Annotated in this window: 13 protein-coding genes and 1 pseudogene; 10 read left to right on the top strand and 4 right to left on the bottom strand. The window is 54.5% G+C overall.

All coding sequences use genetic code 11. The annotated features are described in order from the left end of the window. Positions 1-49: 49 nt before the first annotated feature. Genes LCH64_RS19420 through LCH64_RS19405 form a run of 4 tightly spaced genes read left to right on the top strand, consistent with a single transcriptional unit; the run spans position 50 to position 3,005 of the window. Entirely contained in the window at positions 50-700 is a 651-nt protein-coding gene (locus LCH64_RS19420) for a DUF2491 family protein (RefSeq protein ID WP_003228702.1), read from the top strand. A 15-nt stretch (positions 701-715) separates the two neighbouring features. After that, positions 716-1,141: a DUF350 domain-containing protein gene (locus LCH64_RS19415; protein WP_003228704.1), complete on the top strand. Its 426-nt coding sequence runs from the start codon at positions 716-718 to the stop codon at positions 1,139-1,141. Between the two features lie 17 nt (positions 1,142-1,158). Then, a complete protein-coding gene (locus LCH64_RS19410) occupies positions 1,159-1,845 on the top strand; it encodes a DUF1190 domain-containing protein (RefSeq protein ID WP_103522055.1) in 687 nt (228 codons plus the stop codon). Positions 1,846-1,847: 2 nt separating this feature from the next. After that, positions 1,848-3,005: a glutathionylspermidine synthase family protein gene (locus LCH64_RS19405; protein ID WP_226501020.1), complete on the top strand. Its 1,158-nt coding sequence runs from the start codon at positions 1,848-1,850 to the stop codon at positions 3,003-3,005. Between the two features lie 12 nt (positions 3,006-3,017). On the opposite strand, the pseudogene LCH64_RS28390 reads toward LCH64_RS19405, so the two are convergent. Both LCH64_RS28390 and LCH64_RS19395 read right to left on the bottom strand, forming a co-directional pair. Beyond that, positions 3,018-3,110, bottom strand: a pseudogene (locus tag LCH64_RS28390) (metal ABC transporter ATP-binding protein); the annotation flags it as partial. A gap of 742 nt (positions 3,111-3,852) precedes the next feature. Further along, the gene (locus tag LCH64_RS19395) at positions 3,853-7,212 is read right to left on the bottom strand and encodes a P-loop NTPase fold protein (RefSeq protein WP_226501019.1); all 3,360 of its coding nucleotides are present in this window, start codon (positions 7,210-7,212) and stop codon (positions 3,853-3,855) included. 514 nt (positions 7,213-7,726) lie between these two features. Here LCH64_RS19395 and LCH64_RS19390 point away from each other — a divergent pair. Continuing rightward, the gene (locus LCH64_RS19390; RefSeq protein WP_226501018.1) at positions 7,727-8,569 is read left to right on the top strand and encodes a toll/interleukin-1 receptor domain-containing protein; all 843 of its coding nucleotides are present in this window, start codon (positions 7,727-7,729) and stop codon (positions 8,567-8,569) included. A 495-nt stretch (positions 8,570-9,064) separates the two neighbouring features. After that, a complete protein-coding gene (locus tag LCH64_RS19385) occupies positions 9,065-9,388 on the top strand; it encodes a hypothetical protein (RefSeq protein ID WP_226501017.1) in 324 nt (107 codons plus the stop codon). Positions 9,389-9,615: 227 nt separating this feature from the next. On the opposite strand, the gene LCH64_RS19380 is transcribed toward LCH64_RS19385, so the two are convergent. Both LCH64_RS19380 and LCH64_RS19375 read right to left on the bottom strand, forming a co-directional pair. Beyond that, positions 9,616-10,944, bottom strand: coding sequence for a hypothetical protein (locus tag LCH64_RS19380; RefSeq protein WP_226501016.1), 1,329 nt, complete (start codon positions 10,942-10,944; stop codon positions 9,616-9,618). Between the two features lie 212 nt (positions 10,945-11,156). Continuing rightward, positions 11,157-11,309, bottom strand: a complete 153-nt coding sequence (locus LCH64_RS19375) for a hypothetical protein (protein ID WP_226501015.1) — start codon at positions 11,307-11,309, stop codon at positions 11,157-11,159. A 117-nt stretch (positions 11,310-11,426) separates the two neighbouring features. On the opposite strand from LCH64_RS19375, the gene LCH64_RS19370 reads away from it, so the two are divergent. From LCH64_RS19370 to LCH64_RS28385, 4 genes are all read left to right on the top strand, one after another. Then, the gene (locus LCH64_RS19370; RefSeq protein ID WP_007919523.1) at positions 11,427-11,942 is read left to right on the top strand and encodes an Hcp family type VI secretion system effector; all 516 of its coding nucleotides are present in this window, start codon (positions 11,427-11,429) and stop codon (positions 11,940-11,942) included. Between the two features lie 131 nt (positions 11,943-12,073). Further along, the gene (gene tssI, locus LCH64_RS19365) at positions 12,074-14,116 is read left to right on the top strand and encodes a type VI secretion system tip protein TssI/VgrG (protein WP_226501014.1); all 2,043 of its coding nucleotides are present in this window, start codon (positions 12,074-12,076) and stop codon (positions 14,114-14,116) included. Beyond that, positions 14,106-14,846, top strand: a complete 741-nt coding sequence (locus tag LCH64_RS19360; RefSeq protein WP_226501129.1) for a DUF4123 domain-containing protein — start codon at positions 14,106-14,108, stop codon at positions 14,844-14,846. The genes tssI and LCH64_RS19360 overlap by 11 nt, the downstream gene beginning before the upstream one ends. Beyond that, positions 14,846-19,696: an RHS repeat-associated core domain-containing protein gene (locus tag LCH64_RS28385; RefSeq protein ID WP_226501128.1), complete on the top strand. Its 4,851-nt coding sequence runs from the start codon at positions 14,846-14,848 to the stop codon at positions 19,694-19,696. The genes LCH64_RS19360 and LCH64_RS28385 overlap by 1 nt, the downstream gene beginning before the upstream one ends. Position 19,697: the final 1 nt, after the last annotated feature.

Here is a 19,697-nt window from a genome sequence, read left to right as displayed (position 1 = left end):
GCGGCGCTTTTTACGACGCACACCTCCACCCGCCTCAAGGAATGTACCCATGGGATGGTTCAAAGATTTGCTGGGCACCAGCAACTGGCAGTCCGCTGCGCCAACGCCAACCGTTGCCAGTGGCCCACTCGGGATGGCGCAAGGCAAGGCTGTCAGATTCGATTCGACCCTCGCCCTGCTGCTCGACGGCTCGACGTCAGTGCGAGTGCCATTCGATCAGGCAATCTGGAGCGCCGGCTGGGTCGACCTCGGCCAATCCAACAAACTGCACCGCTATTACATGAATGACGAGGATTTCTGGCTACAGATCCACGTCACCGGTGACGACCAGATCGAGTCGGTCACCCTGTTCAACTACCTCAGTTACGTGACCGTCAACAGTGACGCCGAACTGCAGCGTCTGGCCGGCCCCGCCAGCCCGATCGGCCTGCCGACTTACACCCATGACGGAGTCCAGTACAGCCGCGAATGGGGCACCGAGCAGGGCCAGACCGAACTGGTGCCGCTGACCGAACACGTGATCAACCCGGACGAGTCCTACACCATCGAGCACCACTCGATGCTCTACGCCCGCGAGACCGGCCTGACCGATCGCCGCGAGCTGCTGCTGTTCTCCGTCGAACAGGACGAGGAAGGCACCGTCAGCCTGAGCACCTCACTGGGCATTTCGCTGTACACGACTGATTTGAGCACCATTTAAAAAAGGAAGTTTTCCATGCTGGAAGTGCTGGCCGTTTCCCTGAACAAGACCGCGCTGGTCGGTTTCGTCGTCTACCTGCTCGGCGCCGTGCTGTTGTTCATGCTGTTTCAGTTCGTCTACACCCGCATCACGCCACACAAAGAGTTCGAGCTGATTCGCTCCGGCAACATCGCCGCCGCCATTGCCCTCGCGGGGGCGATCATCGGTTTCGCGATTCCGGCCAGCAATGTGATCGCGTTTTCGGTCAATGTCCTCGATTTCGTGCTGTGGGCAGTGATTGCGGCCGTGGTGCAACTGCTGGCCTTCCTCGCCACAGGGCTGGTGCTCAAAGGCACGTCCCAGCGCATCGCCAACGGTGAAATCGCTTCCGGTATCTACGTGGCCGCGGTGGCCATCAGCGTCGGCATGCTCAACGCCGCGTGCATGACCCCGTCCAACTGATCGGCAGGAAGCCTTCGATGAAACGCAGCAAGTACGTTCAACTGTCTCTCGCCGCTTCGGTGGCGCTGGCGATTTCCGGCGAGGTTGCCGCGCAAGATCAGCAACGCTTTCAAACTGTCGAGGAGTGCGTCGGCGCCGAAGTGGCCGCCGATGTCTGCTCGAACGCCTATGTCGCGGCATTGACCGAGCACCGACGCATTGCACCGGCCTACGACGACAAAGCCAAGTGCGATGCGGATTTTGCCGCCGACTGGTGCCAGAAGAATTCCGACGGTCGCTTCGTGCCGAAGCTCGGCGGTTTCAAGGTGCCACAGAGCGGTGAGGCGCCGCAGGACCTGAATGCGATTGCCAATGCGCAGATGCCTGCCGGTGAAACCGCCGCTGCGCAGAATGCGCAAAGCACTTCCCACTCTTCCGGTTCCGGTGGTGCAGGTAACGGCTGGCTCACAGGCTGGTTGATCGGCAATGCGATGAGCAACAACGCCAACCGCACGGTCTATCGCGACCGCGATACCCGCCAGACCTACAACACCTCGGCGCAGTACCGCAAAATCGAATCGGCGCCGGCAACTCGCACCGACACCCGCTACGACAACTCCCGAAGCAAACCGGTCAACGTCGCTTCGTCGACGTCCCGCGGCGGTTTCGGCAGCCAGTCTTCCGCCCGCAGCGGTTGGGGCGGCTGGGGCAGTTCGAGCAGCTGACCATGAAGAAGATCCACTGCGCCGAGCGCCCCGACTGGAAACAGACAGCCGAAAGCCTCGGCTTTCTGTTCCACACCATCGACGACGAACCGTACTGGGACGAAAGCGCCTACTACCAGTTCACGCTCGCGCAGATTGAAAACGATCTGGAGGATCCGACCACCGAACTGCACGAGATGTGCATGGACCTGGTCGATCGCGTGGTGCATAGCGAAGAGTTGCTGGATCGCCTGAGCATCCCGGCGCCGTACTACGACATGATCCGCACGTCCTGGCTGGAAGGTCATCCGCATCTGTACGGGCGCATGGACTTTTCATACAGCGGCAACGGCCCGGCGAAGCTGCTGGAGCTCAACTACGACACGCCGACCAGCCTCTATGAGGCGGCGGCGTTTCAGTGGGGCTGGCTGGAACAGTGCATCGAGCGCGGGATGCTGCCGCGTCACGCCGACCAGTTCAACAGCATCGATACCAAGTTGCATCAGGCCTTCGCCGAATTGCAGCTCAAGCGGCCGTTCTACTTTGCCTCGATGAAAGACTCGGTCGAAGACAAGGGCACCACCGATTACCTGCGCCTGATCGCGGAAAAAGTCGGCATCGAATCCCGGCATATCGACATCGAAGACATCGGCCTGACCGCCGAGGGACGCTTCGTCGATCTGCAAGATCGCTGGATCCCGCACCTGTTCAAACTGCACGCCTGGGAATTCATCTTCCACGAGCCGTTCGGTGCTGCAATTGCCGAGAGCGATACGCAGTTCTTTGAGCCGGCGTGGAAATCGATCCTGTCGAACAAAGGCGCACTGCCTTTGCTGTGGGAGCTGCACAAGGGGCATCCGAATCTGCTTGCGGCGCACCTTGATCCGAATCCGGCCAGTGCGGTGCCCAAGGGCTGGGTACGCAAACCGTACTTCTCCCGCGAAGGTGCCAACATCGAACTGCAAACGGCGGAAGGTCTGATCGTCAAAGAGGACGGGCCCTACACCGATGCGCCGTTCATCCTGCAGGAATTTGCGCCATTACCGAAGTTCGATGACAGCTACACCCTGATCGGCTCGTGGGTGATTGGTGATCAGGCGGCTGGGATTGGCGTGCGCGAAGACAACAGTCTGATCACCAAGGATTCGAGCCGGTTTCTGCCGCACCTGATCCTCGACTGAGGCATTCCTCCGCACCTGTGGGAGCGGGCTTGCTCGCGAAAGCGGACTGCCATTCAACAAATGCTTTGACTGACCCGACGCCTTCGCGAGCAAGCCCGCTCCCACAGGAGATCAGCGCTAATCGCGGACCTTGCGCCACAAAAAAGGCCCGTCGTGTTGAACGACGGGCCTTTTTATTCAGCGCGGATGAAGCATCGAATCAGAATGGTTATGCCTACCTTAAAACAGTAAGCATTGCGATTTATCCTTAAAAAACATAGTGATTTGCTGAAAAAATCAGCACTTCTGGTCAGTTTTTTGTTAACAAATCGGATCATTCACGCGTATTTGTTTACATCTCATCTTGCTTGCTTGAGATGTCGCGATCATGGGGTCAGCTTGGATGGATCTATGAAGCGGCTCTCATTAAGAGGAGCCGCCCCCAAGGGACTGAGCCGATGGGTGCTTTGCGATGGGGTAAAGCGAGGGTTAGTGGCTGTTTATTTCAGTAGACCAGCATTCTACCGTGCCAGCTGATCTCAAGATCAGCTAGCAAGCGGTCATATTTTTAGCAGAGGAAGCACGATCTTACAAGGGACTCGAAAATGAAAAGGGTGCCTACCTCGTAACACTGCCCCCCATCCGCAACTGGCCGAACAGAACCCTTGAGGTGATAGGCAATGACGGCCAATAGCTGCTCTTCGTGATCGGCAGCTTTCGGCCAAAAGTGGCCATTCGAAGGTACCTACGAATCTAGGGGCGATTCATATGCAACGAGGAAGATCATGGGCATTCGATCCACGCAAACCGAAGATTGGATGCTATTAAGGCAGATCCGAATCGCCGCGCTTTTGGACACGCCATTGAATCAATTCTTTGTGAACTCACTGTCGCTTGCGTCTTTAGAATCTGGATCTTCTACTGGGACGTTCCTGTCAGAGCGCATCAGTTCCTTTATCAGGCCCTTAAAACCATTCTTCTTGGCGAAAGACTGGAATAGTTTCGGAGCAGTCTTGCTGAGTTTTGCAACGGCTATCGCCATGGCCTTGCGGAGCTCTTGGGAGTAGCTGTACGCCGATATTTGGCTGGCTCTGCCGTCTAGATATTTCAGCACAGGCAATGACTCTTCGGAGCCCTCGCTCAGATGATCCAAAATGCCCATAAGCTTACCGACTTCCAGCGTGCTCGATGGTTGAATATCCACGATTAGATCGCCGAATCGCTCAAGTACCCAGGCGACTTGGCTACTGATACTGCCATCGGAATAAATCAGAGTCCGGATCTCGGTTCCCACTAGGTTTTTCTGACTTTGATCAAAGGTGCTAATGACCGTCCGGATATTTTCTACACCGTTTTGATCGATCTTAAAGCTTGGCACGCTCACCTGTTGCTTCATAATACCGACGATAGCGGTGCGCGCTGTAGGCGCGAGGGAAAATCCATCTTTGGCCTTGAGTACATTGATCAGGATCGCGTGGTTAGGACTGGCACTGCGCATGATGACGGCCCATTCCTTCTCGCTCCTTTCCTGAGATCCGTAGTATTCCAGGGCAGTGGATTTGGGCACGACGTACAGTTCATTGTCGCTAACCGAAACCCTACGAACAAATTCGGCATCCATCGCCTCTACTGATTCAAACGTAACAGACATGTGCCTCTGCCAGTCATTCAGCCAGGTAAATAATAGGTTCCCATCTACTCCGTGCGGCTCAAGGGTGGAAGCGACCGCTGCAAAATTTTTACTGACATAAGTATGTTGGAGCTTCCATATCGCGTTGTCTGTTATAGCCCATGCAAAGATTTTGGCTATCGCTTCAGCAACCTCGTCCTGTTCAAAACCGGAAAAGAGCGGTTCAGATGTTCCACTCGCTCTGAAAAAAAGTTTAAACACATCACTGGCGACCACTGTGTCCAAATCTTCAATTTTGGCCAGCTCTGAATACTTCTTCGCAGATAATAAGATTGCAGCAACCGCAGCATTTTGACTGACAGTTCGACCTTCAAACGATTGGGCCACCAATGAAGTTATGATCGAGTCATTCACGTCTCGGTGAAGCGCAAGTGCGAATAGCGCACCATTGCTTGTTGGGTCGCTCACCAGTGTTTGAGAGATGGCTGCCAGTTCGACTTCGCTGAGAGTGGCTATTGGGTCATGACCAGACAGCTTGCTTGAGTACGCAAACCCCAACAAAAACTCTCGTTGTTCCTCGGATACAGCAAGTATTGGAGCTGGCGTATCAGAGCCACTCACGAGATGTTGCAAAATGCTGATATTGCCCTGCTTGCTAAAGGTGAAATGCTCCGGCGTTATCACCTTCAGACTGTCTGACTCAGCTACGACGTGGATAAAGTATGCAGCGTTATTCGCCGTCATCTTGGCGAAATCCAATCCTAGAGCGTCCAGGCAGCGGTCATACTCTGCCAGTTTTGTCAGTTGAGTACTGAGCTCTTCAGCGGCTACTGCCTCGTTCACCGCCTTCCTGATTGTTGAATCCAGGTTTTTGGGGAGTCGAGTAAAACCATCGGTGCGCAGCCCGGCAAGCCGGCAGGTTTTAAGCGCATCGTAGAAACCCTCAATATCTTCCCCAGTTTCGCCTGAAAAGGCCAGGGACTCGCTGTTGATAATAGACATCACAAGACCCAGCTTGTCTTCATCCAGCAACTTGGCTGCATGGGCGATGATCCGGATAAGATCTGCCCGATAACCATCTTTTTCCAGATATCGCTTAAGTGCATCTCGGAATCCGAAGGCGCTAACCAGCGACGCGAACCTTTCACCATCCTGCTCTTGAACTGCCAGGCTCAGAGGATCGTCGATCATCTCGGCGATAGCGATGTCGCTGGTAGTCAGGAAATGAATCTGCAGAAACTGAATTTGCCAGCCAGTATCGATGTCTGCCCCGACAACGGACTCTAGGAGTTGTTGAGTCGCTACGACATCCTTGTCGTCAAGGTCGTCATTCGTCTTTTTGTACTCCGGAGAGAATCCGCCTGCTCTGATGACCTCCTGTAGGGGATGGTCGTTGTATTTGCATAGCAGGAGGTGGGCGGCAATAGATACGAGGCGGATGTCGGAACCAAGGGTGAGAGAGGTCGTGGCGATATCGTTAATGAACCGCTTTTGCAGGCGTGGAGTAACGAGCTTGCTGGCCATAGGGCTATGGCGTTGCAGCAAGAGCGCACATCTCTCAGCTATCTCACGCCCCGCTTCCGTGAAGGTGCTCTCCCACAACCTGTAGAAGCCATCCTTCCAGCCGGCCGCAATGATCGGCGGAGCTCGAAAAACCACGGGGAATTTTTTTGCGATGAAATCTCGAGAGTCGTAGGTGCGATCTTGATCCGCACCTAGGTATTTGGCGACCTTATTTGAGCAAAAAGGCACGATGGTCGTCAGGTTGTTCTCCTCGGACGCCCAAGTGAAGATTTCAAGGTCGCTCCAAACCGAACGCAGACTGTCCTTTGGCAACCTGTCCAGGTTGTCCAAGATGACAATATAGTGAGTATCTTTGAACAGCTTGAGGTCATCTTCAAGCGTGCGCTTTAGATCAAGAGGCGTCACCTCCTTTGCGACCTGGATTTTTTCCGTAATGGTGTCGTCGGAGCCACCCTTGAATAGATGGAAAATGCTCCAAGGCTGATCACCTACCTTGGTACCTTTTAGCCGCCACCAAGCGCATATTAAAGTGAGGAGGGGACTCAGCAGTGAGAAGGTGTGGAGCACGTAAATCCAAGATCCCACTGGGGTCTTAAGTTTTGTGAGAGCGAACAATTCTCTAAACGAGCTGGAAGAAAAGAACAAAGTAACAATCAATAACAACGCCCATGCGCTGACCCGGCTGGTCGTACTCTTGGTATACGTAAAATGACGCCCCAAGGCTTTATCACGGCTGTCTCGCAGCTTCTCCTTGACTCGTTCGTCCGTGCCTGCGGTCTCAACGAGTTCTTCAGTGAAGAGCTCGATGAAATTACTCTTAATGGAGCCTTGGTAGTTTTGCTCACAGTCGAAAAACCAGACTTTGTATTTTGAGTCCAGCGTGAGCAGCTTGAGCTCCAGCATTCTAAGAATTGAGCTTTTGCCCGATCCAAATTCCCCATCAAGACCTATGACCCGAGAGTTTTGGTCGTCAGCAATATAGCTACAGATCGCAGTCGCCACCTTGTCATGGCTTCCACCAGGAAAGACGTCAAGCTCAGATGGCTGTTCGTTCTGGAATGAGATACGTGACACCGAAAGTCCCTTCGAATTAGATCATGCCCAAAGGTAGCACAATAACATTATATCGCTATCGTACGGATGAAGGTGGCGGCACCTCCAGGGGCATAAGCTGTCACTTGCACACCTATGAAGAATGGTCTAACAACCCCGATACCAGCAATACGGCAAATCTGGGGCGAGCTGAATCAGCTGATCGCTGATCTCCGAAGCGCGCGGAATGAATTGGCCCTAATTTCGTAGACTCATTCGAAGGTCAGCTTTTGGCCGTTAGCGGCCTTGTCGGACGTCCGCTTTTGCCGGAAGCGGCCGCGTGCTTGATTCAATGATGGATTGGGCATAGCTTCCTTTCAGTGCACCGCCGAACAACGCTTCTAGCCTTTAAAATCCAGCCATTTACCATTTTGTACCCTCAGCTTGCTCACCCCTCTCCGCTAACACCGCTGCTACTTCATTGCCCCCCCATCGTGACAAGCCAGATTTACGTCGCTAATGTACAACCAACTCTACACAGCCTCATGGAACGAAAATGAAGGTTTTTATCAGTTGGTCTGGCGAAATGAGCAAACGCGTGGGTGAAGCCTTCAAAAATTGGATACCCCACGTCCTCCAAACCGTTGAACCGTATTACACCCCCACCGACATCGAAAAGGGCACTCGCTGGTCTCACGACATCGCCGCCGAGCTTGAATCATCGTCAGCCGGTATTTTTTGCGTTACACGAGAAAATTTAAAAAGCCCTTGGTTAGCGTTCGAGGCGGGAGCCATATCAAAACAGGTTGATGATTCTTTGGTCTGCCCCGTATTGATCGACTTAGGTACTAGTGATCTAAACGGCCCCCTCACGCAGTTCCAAGTCACTCCATTTCAGAAGGCTGAGATCAAAAAATTAATTCAAGCCCTCAACAAAGCCAACTCTGACAACGTTCTTAACGAGTCAATTCTGAACCAAGCCTTTGAGAAAAACTGGCCTGATCTAGAAGAGCAAGTTTCCGAAATAATCCGCTCAACGAGCCCCCTCCGTGACGATCAAGCCAAACGTGACGACCGCGCAGTCCTGAATGAAATTCTAGACCTAACGAGATCACTAGCCATCCAGAAGACGGGAGGCTTCAAAACCCACAATGAACTCAATACCCTCATTTCCAACTTCTTACTGAGCTTTGACGCTGTATTTAACGGTGACTGGGATCACACCCAGATGTGCATTCAAGAAAGCAAATACTTTATCAGCCAATATGGAACTTTTGTGGAACCAAAGGTTGCAGATGAGGAAAACAACTGGGCAAACAGAGCAGCACTTCTAAAAAATTACAGAAATCTTCTAGATTATATTGAGGCACATCAGATAGATATCGTGACAAAATACTGATCATCAGTCACTGCTTAGCAATATGACCGAGCATACTCCGATTGTGTTGTAGTATTTGAGGGTTCAGGTCTAAAGCCCCGTATTTATTGAGGTTTGGCGTTTCCAAGTACTCCATCGGCGAAGGGATGATAGGCGCTGGATGGCATGGATTGCCCCATTTTTGCCCCATTTCTTTCCATCGCCTGCATTTAATGGACAGTCCTCTACGCCCCAATCAGCGCTGAGCTGTACGCATTAGCGCGCCTAATTTTGAACGGATCGGGTTAGACAATGCAGCAATGCTGTGCATGCAGAGAAGAGATAAAAACAAACGCCACAAGGTGTCCGCACTGCTCATCAACTCAAGGGTGGAGGCGGATCTTCACCACGCCTGTTCTAATCTGTAGCTCTATCGTAACCATTCTTTCTGTCGGGGGATTAGAGCCCATCAAGTACGTATTAACTCCTCCCCGAGCTGATATACGACCTGCAATTATTGGTGGGGACTTCCACCAAATGACCTTCACATTGACCAACCTCGGGGCGAGAGCGGCCACTCTCATTAATGTTGAAATAGCAGGAAAAACGAAAGCAGAACTTACTGGAACTTGGTTTGTTAAAACTGCGAGTGATGGAAAAGTGCTGGAGCCAGGAAAGTCCTATGAGATCAAAGCATCAAATGGAAGCCTAATTCCAGGAGTTGTTGAGTCCTACCGAGCAACCGCGCTGAAAAGAATTCATGGGTTCGCTAATAACTGTCAGCTGATTGTTACCTATGCAGAGGTCGATGGTCAGCAGGCCAGACTGTCTTATCCTTATATGTGTGACCCTGTTGATTAGATAGAGATTCGAACCCCTTCCAATGTCTTCGCAGACCGCTTCAGGCCCAAAATCTCGGGCATTAACGCTTGGTGCCTTGGTTCTCTGCGGCCTATAGCGGCCTCGGATTTGCCCTAAATATGCCCTAAAAAGCTTTCAGCGTTCATCCCCGCCTCCCCCACTTAGGTCTGCTTTCGGCCAAAAGCGGCCACTCGCAGTATGATGCGGAGCTCTTCTTGCTATCCCGATTAAAAGAATCCGGTAATACGCGTTGCAACTTCTCTCACCCATCTACCTGAACCGACCAGTAAACATTTCAGTAAATGTACGCACTGACTTACACGGAATCGAACCGCACGAAAGACGCGACACCTGTCGGTTGCAGGTCGCGCATCAATCAGGCATAGCTTGGTAGTGGCTAAGGCCACTTTCGCTCCAATCGCAACAGCGACAGCGAGGAAGTATAGCCAACGGTGATTCTTGGCTTGATCATGTTGGCCAACCAGCGCCGTTAGTTGCTTCAAATAGGGTTTAGCAGCAGCCAGCCGAGGAATGATGCATTCGCTGGCCAACGCCACAGTGTGGCTGCCGATACCGTCATCCACAACTCCTTGGGGGCCATCCGGTTTAACAGAGCAAAAGTGGTGGGGGACATACTCACAGGTGGTTGAGAGCGGTGATGACTGTGAAAGATCTCGAGATAAGTGCTTCACGGGGCATAGCTTTTGATTGTATTCGGCAATCTCTTTTCGAATGGCAATCACATCCTCATCGCTTAAGGCCCAGCGACTCGCAGAGTAAAATCCTTTGGAGTCATCCGGCGCGAATTCGATGAAGTAGCTAGCTTCACCTTCCTTGATGTTTGTGAAGGTCCACTGCGAATAGCGGCTCCACTGGCACGACTTCAAATCATTCAATCCATTGGCCTTGCAGTAGTCGTCATAGCGCCTAATTTGGCTCAACAGATAGCCACTGGCTTCCTGGATGCCTCCCGTGGCTCCCTTTAGCATGGTGTTGTCCTCCCTGGCGCCGTTGTCTGCCACGAAGAACACTGCGGCGACCAATGCCAAAGGAAACCAGAAATGATCGTAGATCTGACGGAACCGTTCGGTAAGATTGAGGTTGTCATAAGCGAGAATCATGATGCTCCATCCAATGATGGCGCAAAGCATCAATAGGGGAATCAGCCCAATCTCACTTCCTAGGGTTCCCACTCCATGGATGGTGTAACGAGTAGGCAGGTAATTAATCATCGGAAAAAGGCCCAGGCAGTTCAGCACACCCGGCAGGAACAAGAGTGACGAAAATGTGAGTAGCCCCTGCTTTTTGCTTACCGTATAGGCTGCCGCTGCAAGCAATGGAATTACCAACAGTGACAGCATTATCAGATAGCCCAGCGTGATCACCATCGCTTGATCGGGTGACCAATAGCTGCCAATGATGTTCCCAGCGGCGTCACGCTCGGTGAAGCTTGATGACACAACATCTAGGCCTTCTAAAATCTGGTGCAGGTTGTAGGCTGCCCCATGGAGGAACGTTGTATACGGGTGGAAGAAGCTTGCGATGGAGATTGACATCAATGTTGGTCCTTGGGTTTTCGACCCATTCCTTGGCTAGGCGTAGAGGCAGCCCCTGGTAAGAACTTCTCAAGCTTTTGGCCGATTGCTGCCCTTCTTGACAGGCAACTATTTGGATGCCGATTGGGAGATCAGGAGATTTATTTCTTCAACCGTCAAATGCCATCATTTGGCCGCTGTGCGCAAGAAGTTGCGCAGTAGGTCGTAATATTTCAGGGGTCAAATGCTCTGCTGGCCAAGCCATTCATGGTCTGCAGCCAAGTGCGCAAGAAGTTGCGCAGTGCTTCGCGCAATTGCGCAACTTCTTGCGCACTTTTGGCCTGACCACTGATCAAAAAACGATCAAAATCCTGCACCACTGCCACGAAGTATCCGTCTGAAAGGCACTTCGCCAAAGCTGGCACGCTCCTTGATAACAGTTCAGGCACCCACCGGGCGATTTCGCCTCCGGGCACTCTCACTTTCCAGCAAGGAGCACACCCATGGCTACACCAGCGTACATGTCGGTTACCGGCGAAAAACAAGGCCTGATCACTGCCGGCGCCTTCACCGCCGACTCCGTTGGCAACACCTACCAGGAAGGCCACGAAGACCAGGTTATGGTTCAGGCTTTCAGCCACGACGTGATCATCCCGCGTGACCCACAATCCGGTCAGCCAACCGGTCAGCGCGTTCACAAGCCAGTTGTGATCACCAAGGTCTACGACAAGGCTTCGCCTCTGCTGCAAGCCGCTCTGACCTCCGGCGAGCGCATGAGCGAAATCGTTATCCAGTGGTTCCGTACTTCGGCTCAAGGTACTCAAGAGCACTACTACACCACCAAACTGGAAGACGCGATCATCGTCGCCATCAACAACAAAATGCACAACTGCCAGGATCCAGGCAACTCGCACTTCACCCACCTGGAAGAAGTGCAGTTCACCTACCGCAAAATCACCTGGACCCACGAAGTATCCGGTACTTCGGGTTCCGATGACTGGCGTGCTCCAGTCGTTTAATTACGGCTGATCGTTACAAGCATCGACCAGCCCTGCTGGTCGATGTTGTTTACGCCCCTCCAGAATTTCGCGTGCGTTGAACCGCCTGGCGGTTGTCGACGAGCGCCGCTGTACAGCACGAGGAACAAGGGATGTTCGCGCCGGCCAATGAAACCCACTTTGCCCTGACCATCGAAGGGCTCTCCGCCGACTTTCAGGTATTTACCCTGACCGGCCGGGAAGCCATCAGCCAGCCTTTTGTGTTCGAGGTGGAGCTGGTCAGTGAGCAGCCGTCGCTGGACCTCGAAACCCTGCTGCACAAACCGGCCTTTCTGCAGCTGTCGCCCGATGGCAGCGGCATTCACGGCCAGATCTACCGCGCCGCGCAAGGTGACTCGGGCAAACGCCTGACCCGTTATTCGGTGACCCTGCGCCCGCAATTGTCGTACTTGGCGCACCGCGTCAACCAACGCATCTTCCAGAACCTCACGGTGCCGAAAATCATCGGCATGGTCCTCGAAGAGCACGGCATCCAGAGCAACGCCTACGAATTCAAGACCGGTTCGATCTATCCCGAGCGCATCTACTGCGTGCAATACGATGAATCGGACCTGCATTTCATCCAGCGCCTGTGCGAGGAAGAAGGTATTCACTACCACTTCCAGCACAGCGCTACAGCGCACAAGCTCGTCTTCGGCGATGACCAGACGGTGTTCCCGAAACTCAAGCCTGTGGCCTACCAGCAAGACTCCGGCATGGTCGCCAGCGACCCGGTGATCAAGCGTTTCGATCTGCGCCTGGAAACCCGCACCAGCCGCACCACGCGCCGCGATTACGATTTCGAAAAACCGCGCCTGACCCTGGAAAGCGAAAACCGTGGCGACGCCCTGCCCGACCTCGAAGACTACGACTACCCAGGCCGTTTCATCGACCGCGAGCGCGGCAAACACCTGGCCAAACGTGCCCTCGAACGCCACCGCAGCGACTTCCAGCTCGCCGAAGGCAAGAGCGACCAGCCGCTGCTGGTCAGCGGCCATTTCCTCGCCCTGACCGAGCACCCGAAAGCCAAGTGGAACGACCTGTGGCTGCTCACCGAAGTCCTGCACGAAGGCAAACAGCCGCAAGTGCTGGAAGAGTCGGTGACCAGCGACACCACCGCACTCAAAGACGATTTCCATCAGGGCTATCGCAACCGCTTCCAGGCGACCCCGTGGGATGTGCCGAACCGTCCGCCGCTGCGCCACCCGAAACCGCGCATCCTCGGCAGCCAGAGCGCCGTGGTCACCGGCCCCAAAGGTGAAGAGATCCACTGCGACCAGTACGGTCGGGTCAAAGTGCAATTCCACTGGGACCGCGAAGGCCAGGCCGATGACAAGACCAGTTGCTGGCTGCGCGTCTCTTCCGCCTGGGCCGGCGCCCAGTACGGCGGCATCGCCATCCCGCGTATCGGCATGGAAGTGCTGGTCACCTTCCTTGAAGGCGACCCCGATCAACCACTGGTCAGCGGCTGCCTGTACCACAAGGAAAACACCGTCCCCTACGCGCTGCCGGCAAACAAGACCCGCAGCACCTTCAAGACCCTGAGCTCGATGGGCGGCGGCGGTTACAACGAACTGCGCATCGAAGACAAAAAAGGTCAGGAGCAGATCTTCCTCCACGCCCAGCGCGACTGGGACGAGAATATCGAGCACGACCAGAAGATCCGCGTCGGCAACGAACGCCACGACACCGTCGAGCAGAACAGCTACACGGAATTCAAGGCCGAAGAACACCACACCGTCTACGCCGACCGCAAAGTCGAAGCCCGCGCCAACGACCACCTGACCGTGGGCGTCAACCAGCACATCAAGATCGGCACCGGCCAGTTCATCGACGCCGGCCAGGAAATTCACCTCAGCAGCGGCATGAAAGTGGTGATGGAGGCCGGCGCAGAGCTGACCCTGGTCGGCGGCGGCAGCTTCATCAAGATCGACGCCGGCGGCGTGACCCTGAGCGGCCCGGTGATCAACATGAACTCCGGCGGCAGCCCCGGCAGCGGCACCGGCGCCGCCCCGCTGATGCCCGGCGTGCTGAAACAGGCCGACGCCGACAAGGCCGGTCAGGTCCTGACCCCGGCCCAGATCAACACCCTCAAACGCAACGCGCCGTTCTGCGAAGAATGCGAAAAGTGCAAGGCAGGTGTCTGTGCCATCTGATCGACTGACACCCAAGGACTGGCTGGCGCAACAGCCGCTGCAGAGCGGTGAACGCCTGTACCTGATCATCAGCGCGGCGAGCGATGCCGACGCACTGAAAACCCTGTACCTGACCGAACCCACCGCCCAGCTCCTGCCAATCTGGGGCGGCACGCCCTACTCCACCTGGCAACCGGTGATGCCTTACGTCACCGAACTCAAACCGAACTCGGCATTCCTGCCCTGGATCGCCGAAACCGACGCCCTCGACTGGGGCTGGCTGGCCATCTCACGCGCCGAACCAAACGAGGTGTTCGAGCACCTGCGCAGCCTGACACAGGTGAAGATGCCCGACGGGAGCGAGGTGTTTTTCCGCTTCTGGGATGGACGGCATATCTACCCGATTCTGAAGGGGCTTGGGGAGAAGGCCGGGGAAGTGCTGCCGGTATTTGAGCGGTATTTGATAAACGGGCAAACGCTGAATATTGGGACGCGGGTTCTGCCGAAGATGCGGGATTGGCCGTGGTGGGAGGTGCCCAAGGACCTGCTCAAACAGCTCGCCGAGGATGACCTGAGCACCGTCGTCGACAACCTGATGCAGTGGTTGCGTGAAGACTGCCCTGAGCTGTATTTCGCCTTTCCTGAAAACAACCTGCACCGCAAAGTCGAACGCTTCGTCCGACATCAACCGAATACAGAAGATATGGCAGAGCGCCTCGCCGCCCAGCTGACAAAGGAAGTCAATGCATGATTAGCAGCCCACTGGGAACCTTGGTTCTTCAGGTACTGGACGCCAAAGCACCCGACGTCAACCTGATCTTCAAAGACTTCAATAATTGCCTAAGCGACTACAAAAATTGGGCGGATGGTTTTTGGACGGGCTGGGCTATGGACGTCGACCAGAAATTCAAGGTCGGCAACGAAGTCAGCGTTACGCAACGCAGGACCAGGACAGGGGCCGTCGAGACCTTTGCAGTATGTCCTAAGGACGGCAAGTTTACGCTGATCCATGCATTCGAGACTGCGCGCTACGTGCCCATCGGCAATACCCCGGTGCGCATCGAACAGGTCGAAAAAGCAATGATTGGCTACTCCGTGGTGGGAGCCCCGATCAATAAAAAAATTGGCCCCAGTGGTATCGAGACCATCGATAACTGCATCCCAGGAAAACAATATCGCATCACCTTTTTTCCAGATGTCTCCGAAAGTGACGTCAAAGCCCTATATGGTTCTTACAAGGGCGTGATCAGCGATCTAAACGGCTGGTTGAAAAGCGAATGGACGAGCAAATTTCAAGCGCAATGGAGCACCTACTCCGCGGCAGATCGTTCGGGTCGGGCGATGATTCTGCTGAAAGAAGCGCTTGATAGCTTCGAGCAGGCGCTACTCAGTTTATGGGATGACTTGAAAAACCTTGTAGGTCTTCTGGCCGATCCGATAGGGAATGCCAAAAAACTTCGCGACTACTTATCAGACCTTGAACTCGAAAAGCTCTACGCGACCTCCAAAGACGCAATTGCCTCTGCCTTGTTGATACTCAACGACGAACCGCTGATGTTCATCTACATCTCGGCAATTGTGGCCTGGGTCGGCATGCTGCCGCCGCAGGTGATCGTCAACGTAATCGCAAGCATAGGCGTCGAGTTCCTGATCAACGTAGTCATCGGTATCTGTCTTACGGGCGGAGCCGGCCTTGCCGTGCGGTTGGGGACCAAGGCCCTGAGCAAAATGAAGCCTGGGGGAGCACTCAAATACCTTGAGGGTTTGGCTGAACAATTGATGTCGGCTAGCAGCAAACATAGCCTTCCGGCCCATACAGAGCTTTCCAAGCCTGTAATGCTCAAGGCCAAGGATGTTCCACTGGACGCAGGTAAGAAGGCACCTCTTTCCATCGGTGTTACTGATACTGGTGGTGGCCCTGTGCCTCTTCCCAAGACCGCTGATACCCCCACGCTTAAGGAGCCGAACGCCTCGGTATTTGCTCGGAAGAAAACAGAACCGCAAAGCCTGCTGGTGAAAAACGAACCGGTTAATGACGCACCTAAGCAGTCCACGAACCCGGCTAATCAAGCGGCACAGTGCAAATCCAAAACCCGTTGCGAGGGCGACCCCATTTCGATGGTCACCGGTGAGGAACTACTAACCCTCACTGATGGAAAATTGGACGGCCTGCTACCGCTGGAATGGATACGTCTTTACCGCACCAGCGCGGTAGAGATCGACAACCGTCTAGGCTTCGGCTGGAGCCATCCGCTATCACATAGTTTACAAATCAGCGATGACGTCGTGCTGTGGACTGACAACGAAAACCGTCGGACCGAGTTTCCTCTACCTAACGAACAGCGTCCGTCCATCACCAATAGCCTTTCCGAGGCGGCGATTTTCATAGGGGATGCGCCGGGCGAATTGATCTTGGCTCAGGCCGGACAGGACACACGTTTTTATCATTTCCGCGCCGGGCGCCTGACTACCATAAGCGATGCCTACGACAACCAATTGCACATCAGCTATGACTTGGTTGATCGCATCCAGCGCATCGATAACGGAGCGGGACGTTCTTTGCTCCTGCGCTATGAAGATCGCCATATTATCGCCGTTGACTACCAACAATTAGGTCAGGAATACAACGAACGAGGCGAACGCCAAGACCCGTGGCAGACGGTCAAGACACTGGTTAGCTATAAGTACAACGAGCGTAATCAACTGATAAGCGCCACCAATGCCGTTGGGGAAGTCGAGCACTATCACTATGACGAGCAGCATGTAATCCAACAGCGCCAACTGGCCGGCGGCGCAAGCTTTCACTGGGAGTGGGAACGCGAAGGCAAATGGGCCCGTTGTACTCGTCAGTGGTCCAATATTGCGCAGATCGATGCGCGTTATGTTTGGGACGATGAAGGCACAGTTACTGTCGCTAATGCAGACGGCAGCGAGCAGATTTACGTCCACGATAAAAACGCTCGACTGGTCAGCCAGACCGGTCCGGATGGTGCAGAAACACAAAGAGCCTATGATGAAAAAGGTCAGCTAATCGCTGAAAAGGACCCTCTTGGCGCCATCACAGAATATCGATACAACGAAGCCGGACGCCTGGTCGCAATCATTCCCCCTGAAGACCAACCGACTACTTACGAGTATCACAACGGTTTCATACGAGTAGTCCGTCGGGGCAAGGCCACTTGGAAATACCAGCGGAACCTTCAGGGCGACATCACCCAGCAGACCGACCCCGACGGCAATGAGACGTGCTACCGCTATGACCGCCGAGGCCGCTTGCTGGAAATTACCCACCCCGACGGTAGCCGCCATCAGCTCGACTGGAACGGCCTTGGGCAATTGCTTGAAGAACGTCTGCCCGATGGAGGCCAGCGCAAATACCGCTATGATTCATCCGGCCGATTGATCACCCGCCAAGACGAGAGCGGCGCCATCACCCAGTATCAATGGGACGCAGCTCAGCGCTTGGCGCAGATCACTTTACCAGGTGGCACGACACGTACTTTCAGTTACAACGCCTACGGCAAAGTCACCGCCGAACGCGACGAGCTGGGGCGTGTCACTCGCTACGAATACGCCGACAACCTGCACTTGGTCAGCCGCCGCATCAATCCGGACGGCAGCCAACTTCGCTACCGCTACGACAACTCGCAACTCAACCTCACCGAGATTGAGAACGAGCGCGGTGAACGCTATCAGCTCGACTACTACTCAAATGGCCTGATCCAGCAAGAAATCGGCTTCGACGGTCGCCGCACTGCCTACGAGTATGACCTCAAAGGCCAGTTGCTGAAGAAAACCGAATTCGGCGACGACGGCAGCGAACTGGTCACCGAATACCAGCGCGACGCCTCCGGTCGCCTCCTGGTCAAAACCCTGCCCGACAGCGAAGAGATTCACTACAGCTACGACGCACTGGGTCGCTTGGTAACTATTGATGATGGTCATTGGCCGCTTGCATATGAATACGATGTACAGGACCGCCTGATCACTGAACACCAAGGCTGGGGCACCACACGTTACGAATATGACAGCGTCGGCCAATTGAGCCATTGTCGCCTGCCCGATGGCAGCACGCTCGACTACCGTCATTTGTCCGGTGGGCGCCTGAGCAGCATCGACCTCAACGGTTCTCGCCTGACCAGCCACCAATTCAGCGCCGGTCGCGAACTACAACGCCAACAAGGACTGTTGCTCAGCCAATACCAGTACGACGAACAAGGTCGTTTGCAAGCACACAGCGTCAGCCAGCATGATAAGAATCTGTTCCAGCGTCGCTATAAATACGACGCCATTGGCAACCTTTCCGGCGTCGACGACAGCCGCAAAGGCAATCGCAGCTATCACTACGACCCACTCGATCGTCTGATCAGCGTGCGCGGCGTCACACCGGAAAGCTTTGCCCACGACCCGGCGGGTAACCTGCTTGGCCAAACCAACGAAGGCACCGCCAACCTCGCCAACGTCAAAGGCAACCGCCTGTTGATGCAGGGTGACCGCCATTACGACTACGACGCCTACGGCAATCTAATTCGCGAACGCCGCGGCGCCGCCCAGAAAATTGTCACCGAGTACCACTATGACTGCCAGCATCGCCTGATCGGCGTCACCTTGCCAGGCGGAAGCACAGCTAGCTACAAGTACGACGCCTTTGGCCGCCGTGTCGAAAAAACGGTCGACAGCCATACCACCGAGTTTTTGTGGCAAGGCGAACGTCTGATCGCAGAAAGCGCAGAGAACCGGTATCGCAGCTATATCTACGAACCTGGCAGTTTCCGTCCTCTGGCAATGCTCGATGGCGAAGGCCCCCTGAAGGCAACGCCGTTCTATTACCAACTCGACCACCTTGGCACCCCTCAAGAACTCACCGACTACAGCGGCGAAATCATGTGGTCGGCGAAGTACCGTGCCTATGGCAATCTCGCGGCATTGGATGTCAGTGAAATCGACAACCCGCTGCGGTTCCAAGGTCAGTACTTCGATGCAGAGACGGGCCTCCACTACAACCGCCATCGTTACTACAGCCCGGGAACTGGGCGGTTTCTGACGCCGGATCCAATCAAACTCGCAGGAGGGTTGAACAACTACCAATATGTGCCTAACCCCACTGTCTGGGTGGATCCGTTGGGATTGGAGTGCCTAGAGGCGGATGGAGGCAAGGCAGAAACTGCCGGAGCAGTGGATCCGGTTGCAGCAAACCGTAATGAAGCACTAAGCGGTATGGCGACGCCATTGGATCCCCACGCATATAGCGTTCTATACGAGACCAAAATTGGCCCGGATGTGCTAGCCGTTCCGAACCGCGCAGAACATTTTAAGGTTGCAAACGAAAGCCTCTTGAAGTCAGCCGATAGTGATGCAGATTTTAATAACATAATGGAAACCATGGTGCCAGGATTCAGACGTGTAAAGGGCACCAAGATACCTACCAAAGGCATTAGCCCTGGCAAGGAAGTCACATGGCATCACGTACCGGGAACGGATACACTCCAACTGGTATGGCGCTATCAACATGAACAATCGAAAGGCCCTCAATGGAATGCTCTTTGGCAGAAGATGTTCCACCCCGGAAACAGAGGGGGCTTTGCAGATGGAAAGAAATAAT

It is taken from the genome of Pseudomonas sp. MWU16-30322 (genome assembly GCF_020515535.1).
GTDB classification, from domain to species: Bacteria; Pseudomonadota; Gammaproteobacteria; order Pseudomonadales; family Pseudomonadaceae; genus Aquipseudomonas; species Aquipseudomonas fluorescens_H.
This window is presented reverse-complemented; position numbering and strand designations above follow the sequence as displayed.

Bases quoted from the DNA above. Each gene is read 5' to 3' on its own strand.
- LCH64_RS19420 (WP_003228702.1), top strand. From the start codon at position 50: ATGGGATGGTTCAAAGATTTGCTGGGCACCAGCAACTGGCAGTCCGCT.
- LCH64_RS19415 (WP_003228704.1), top strand. From the start codon at position 716: ATGCTGGAAGTGCTGGCCGTTTCCCTGAACAAGACCGCGCTGGTCGGT.
- LCH64_RS19410 (WP_103522055.1), top strand. From the start codon at position 1,159: ATGAAACGCAGCAAGTACGTTCAACTGTCTCTCGCCGCTTCGGTGGCG.
- LCH64_RS19405 (WP_226501020.1), top strand. From the start codon at position 1,848: ATGAAGAAGATCCACTGCGCCGAGCGCCCCGACTGGAAACAGACAGCC.
- LCH64_RS19390 (WP_226501018.1), top strand. From the start codon at position 7,727: ATGAAGGTTTTTATCAGTTGGTCTGGCGAAATGAGCAAACGCGTGGGT.
- LCH64_RS19385 (WP_226501017.1), top strand. From the start codon at position 9,065: ATGACCTTCACATTGACCAACCTCGGGGCGAGAGCGGCCACTCTCATT.
- LCH64_RS19380 (WP_226501016.1), bottom strand. From the start codon at position 10,944: ATGTCAATCTCCATCGCAAGCTTCTTCCACCCGTATACAACGTTCCTC.
- LCH64_RS19370 (WP_007919523.1), top strand. From the start codon at position 11,427: ATGGCTACACCAGCGTACATGTCGGTTACCGGCGAAAAACAAGGCCTG.
- tssI (WP_226501014.1), top strand. From the start codon at position 12,074: ATGTTCGCGCCGGCCAATGAAACCCACTTTGCCCTGACCATCGAAGGG.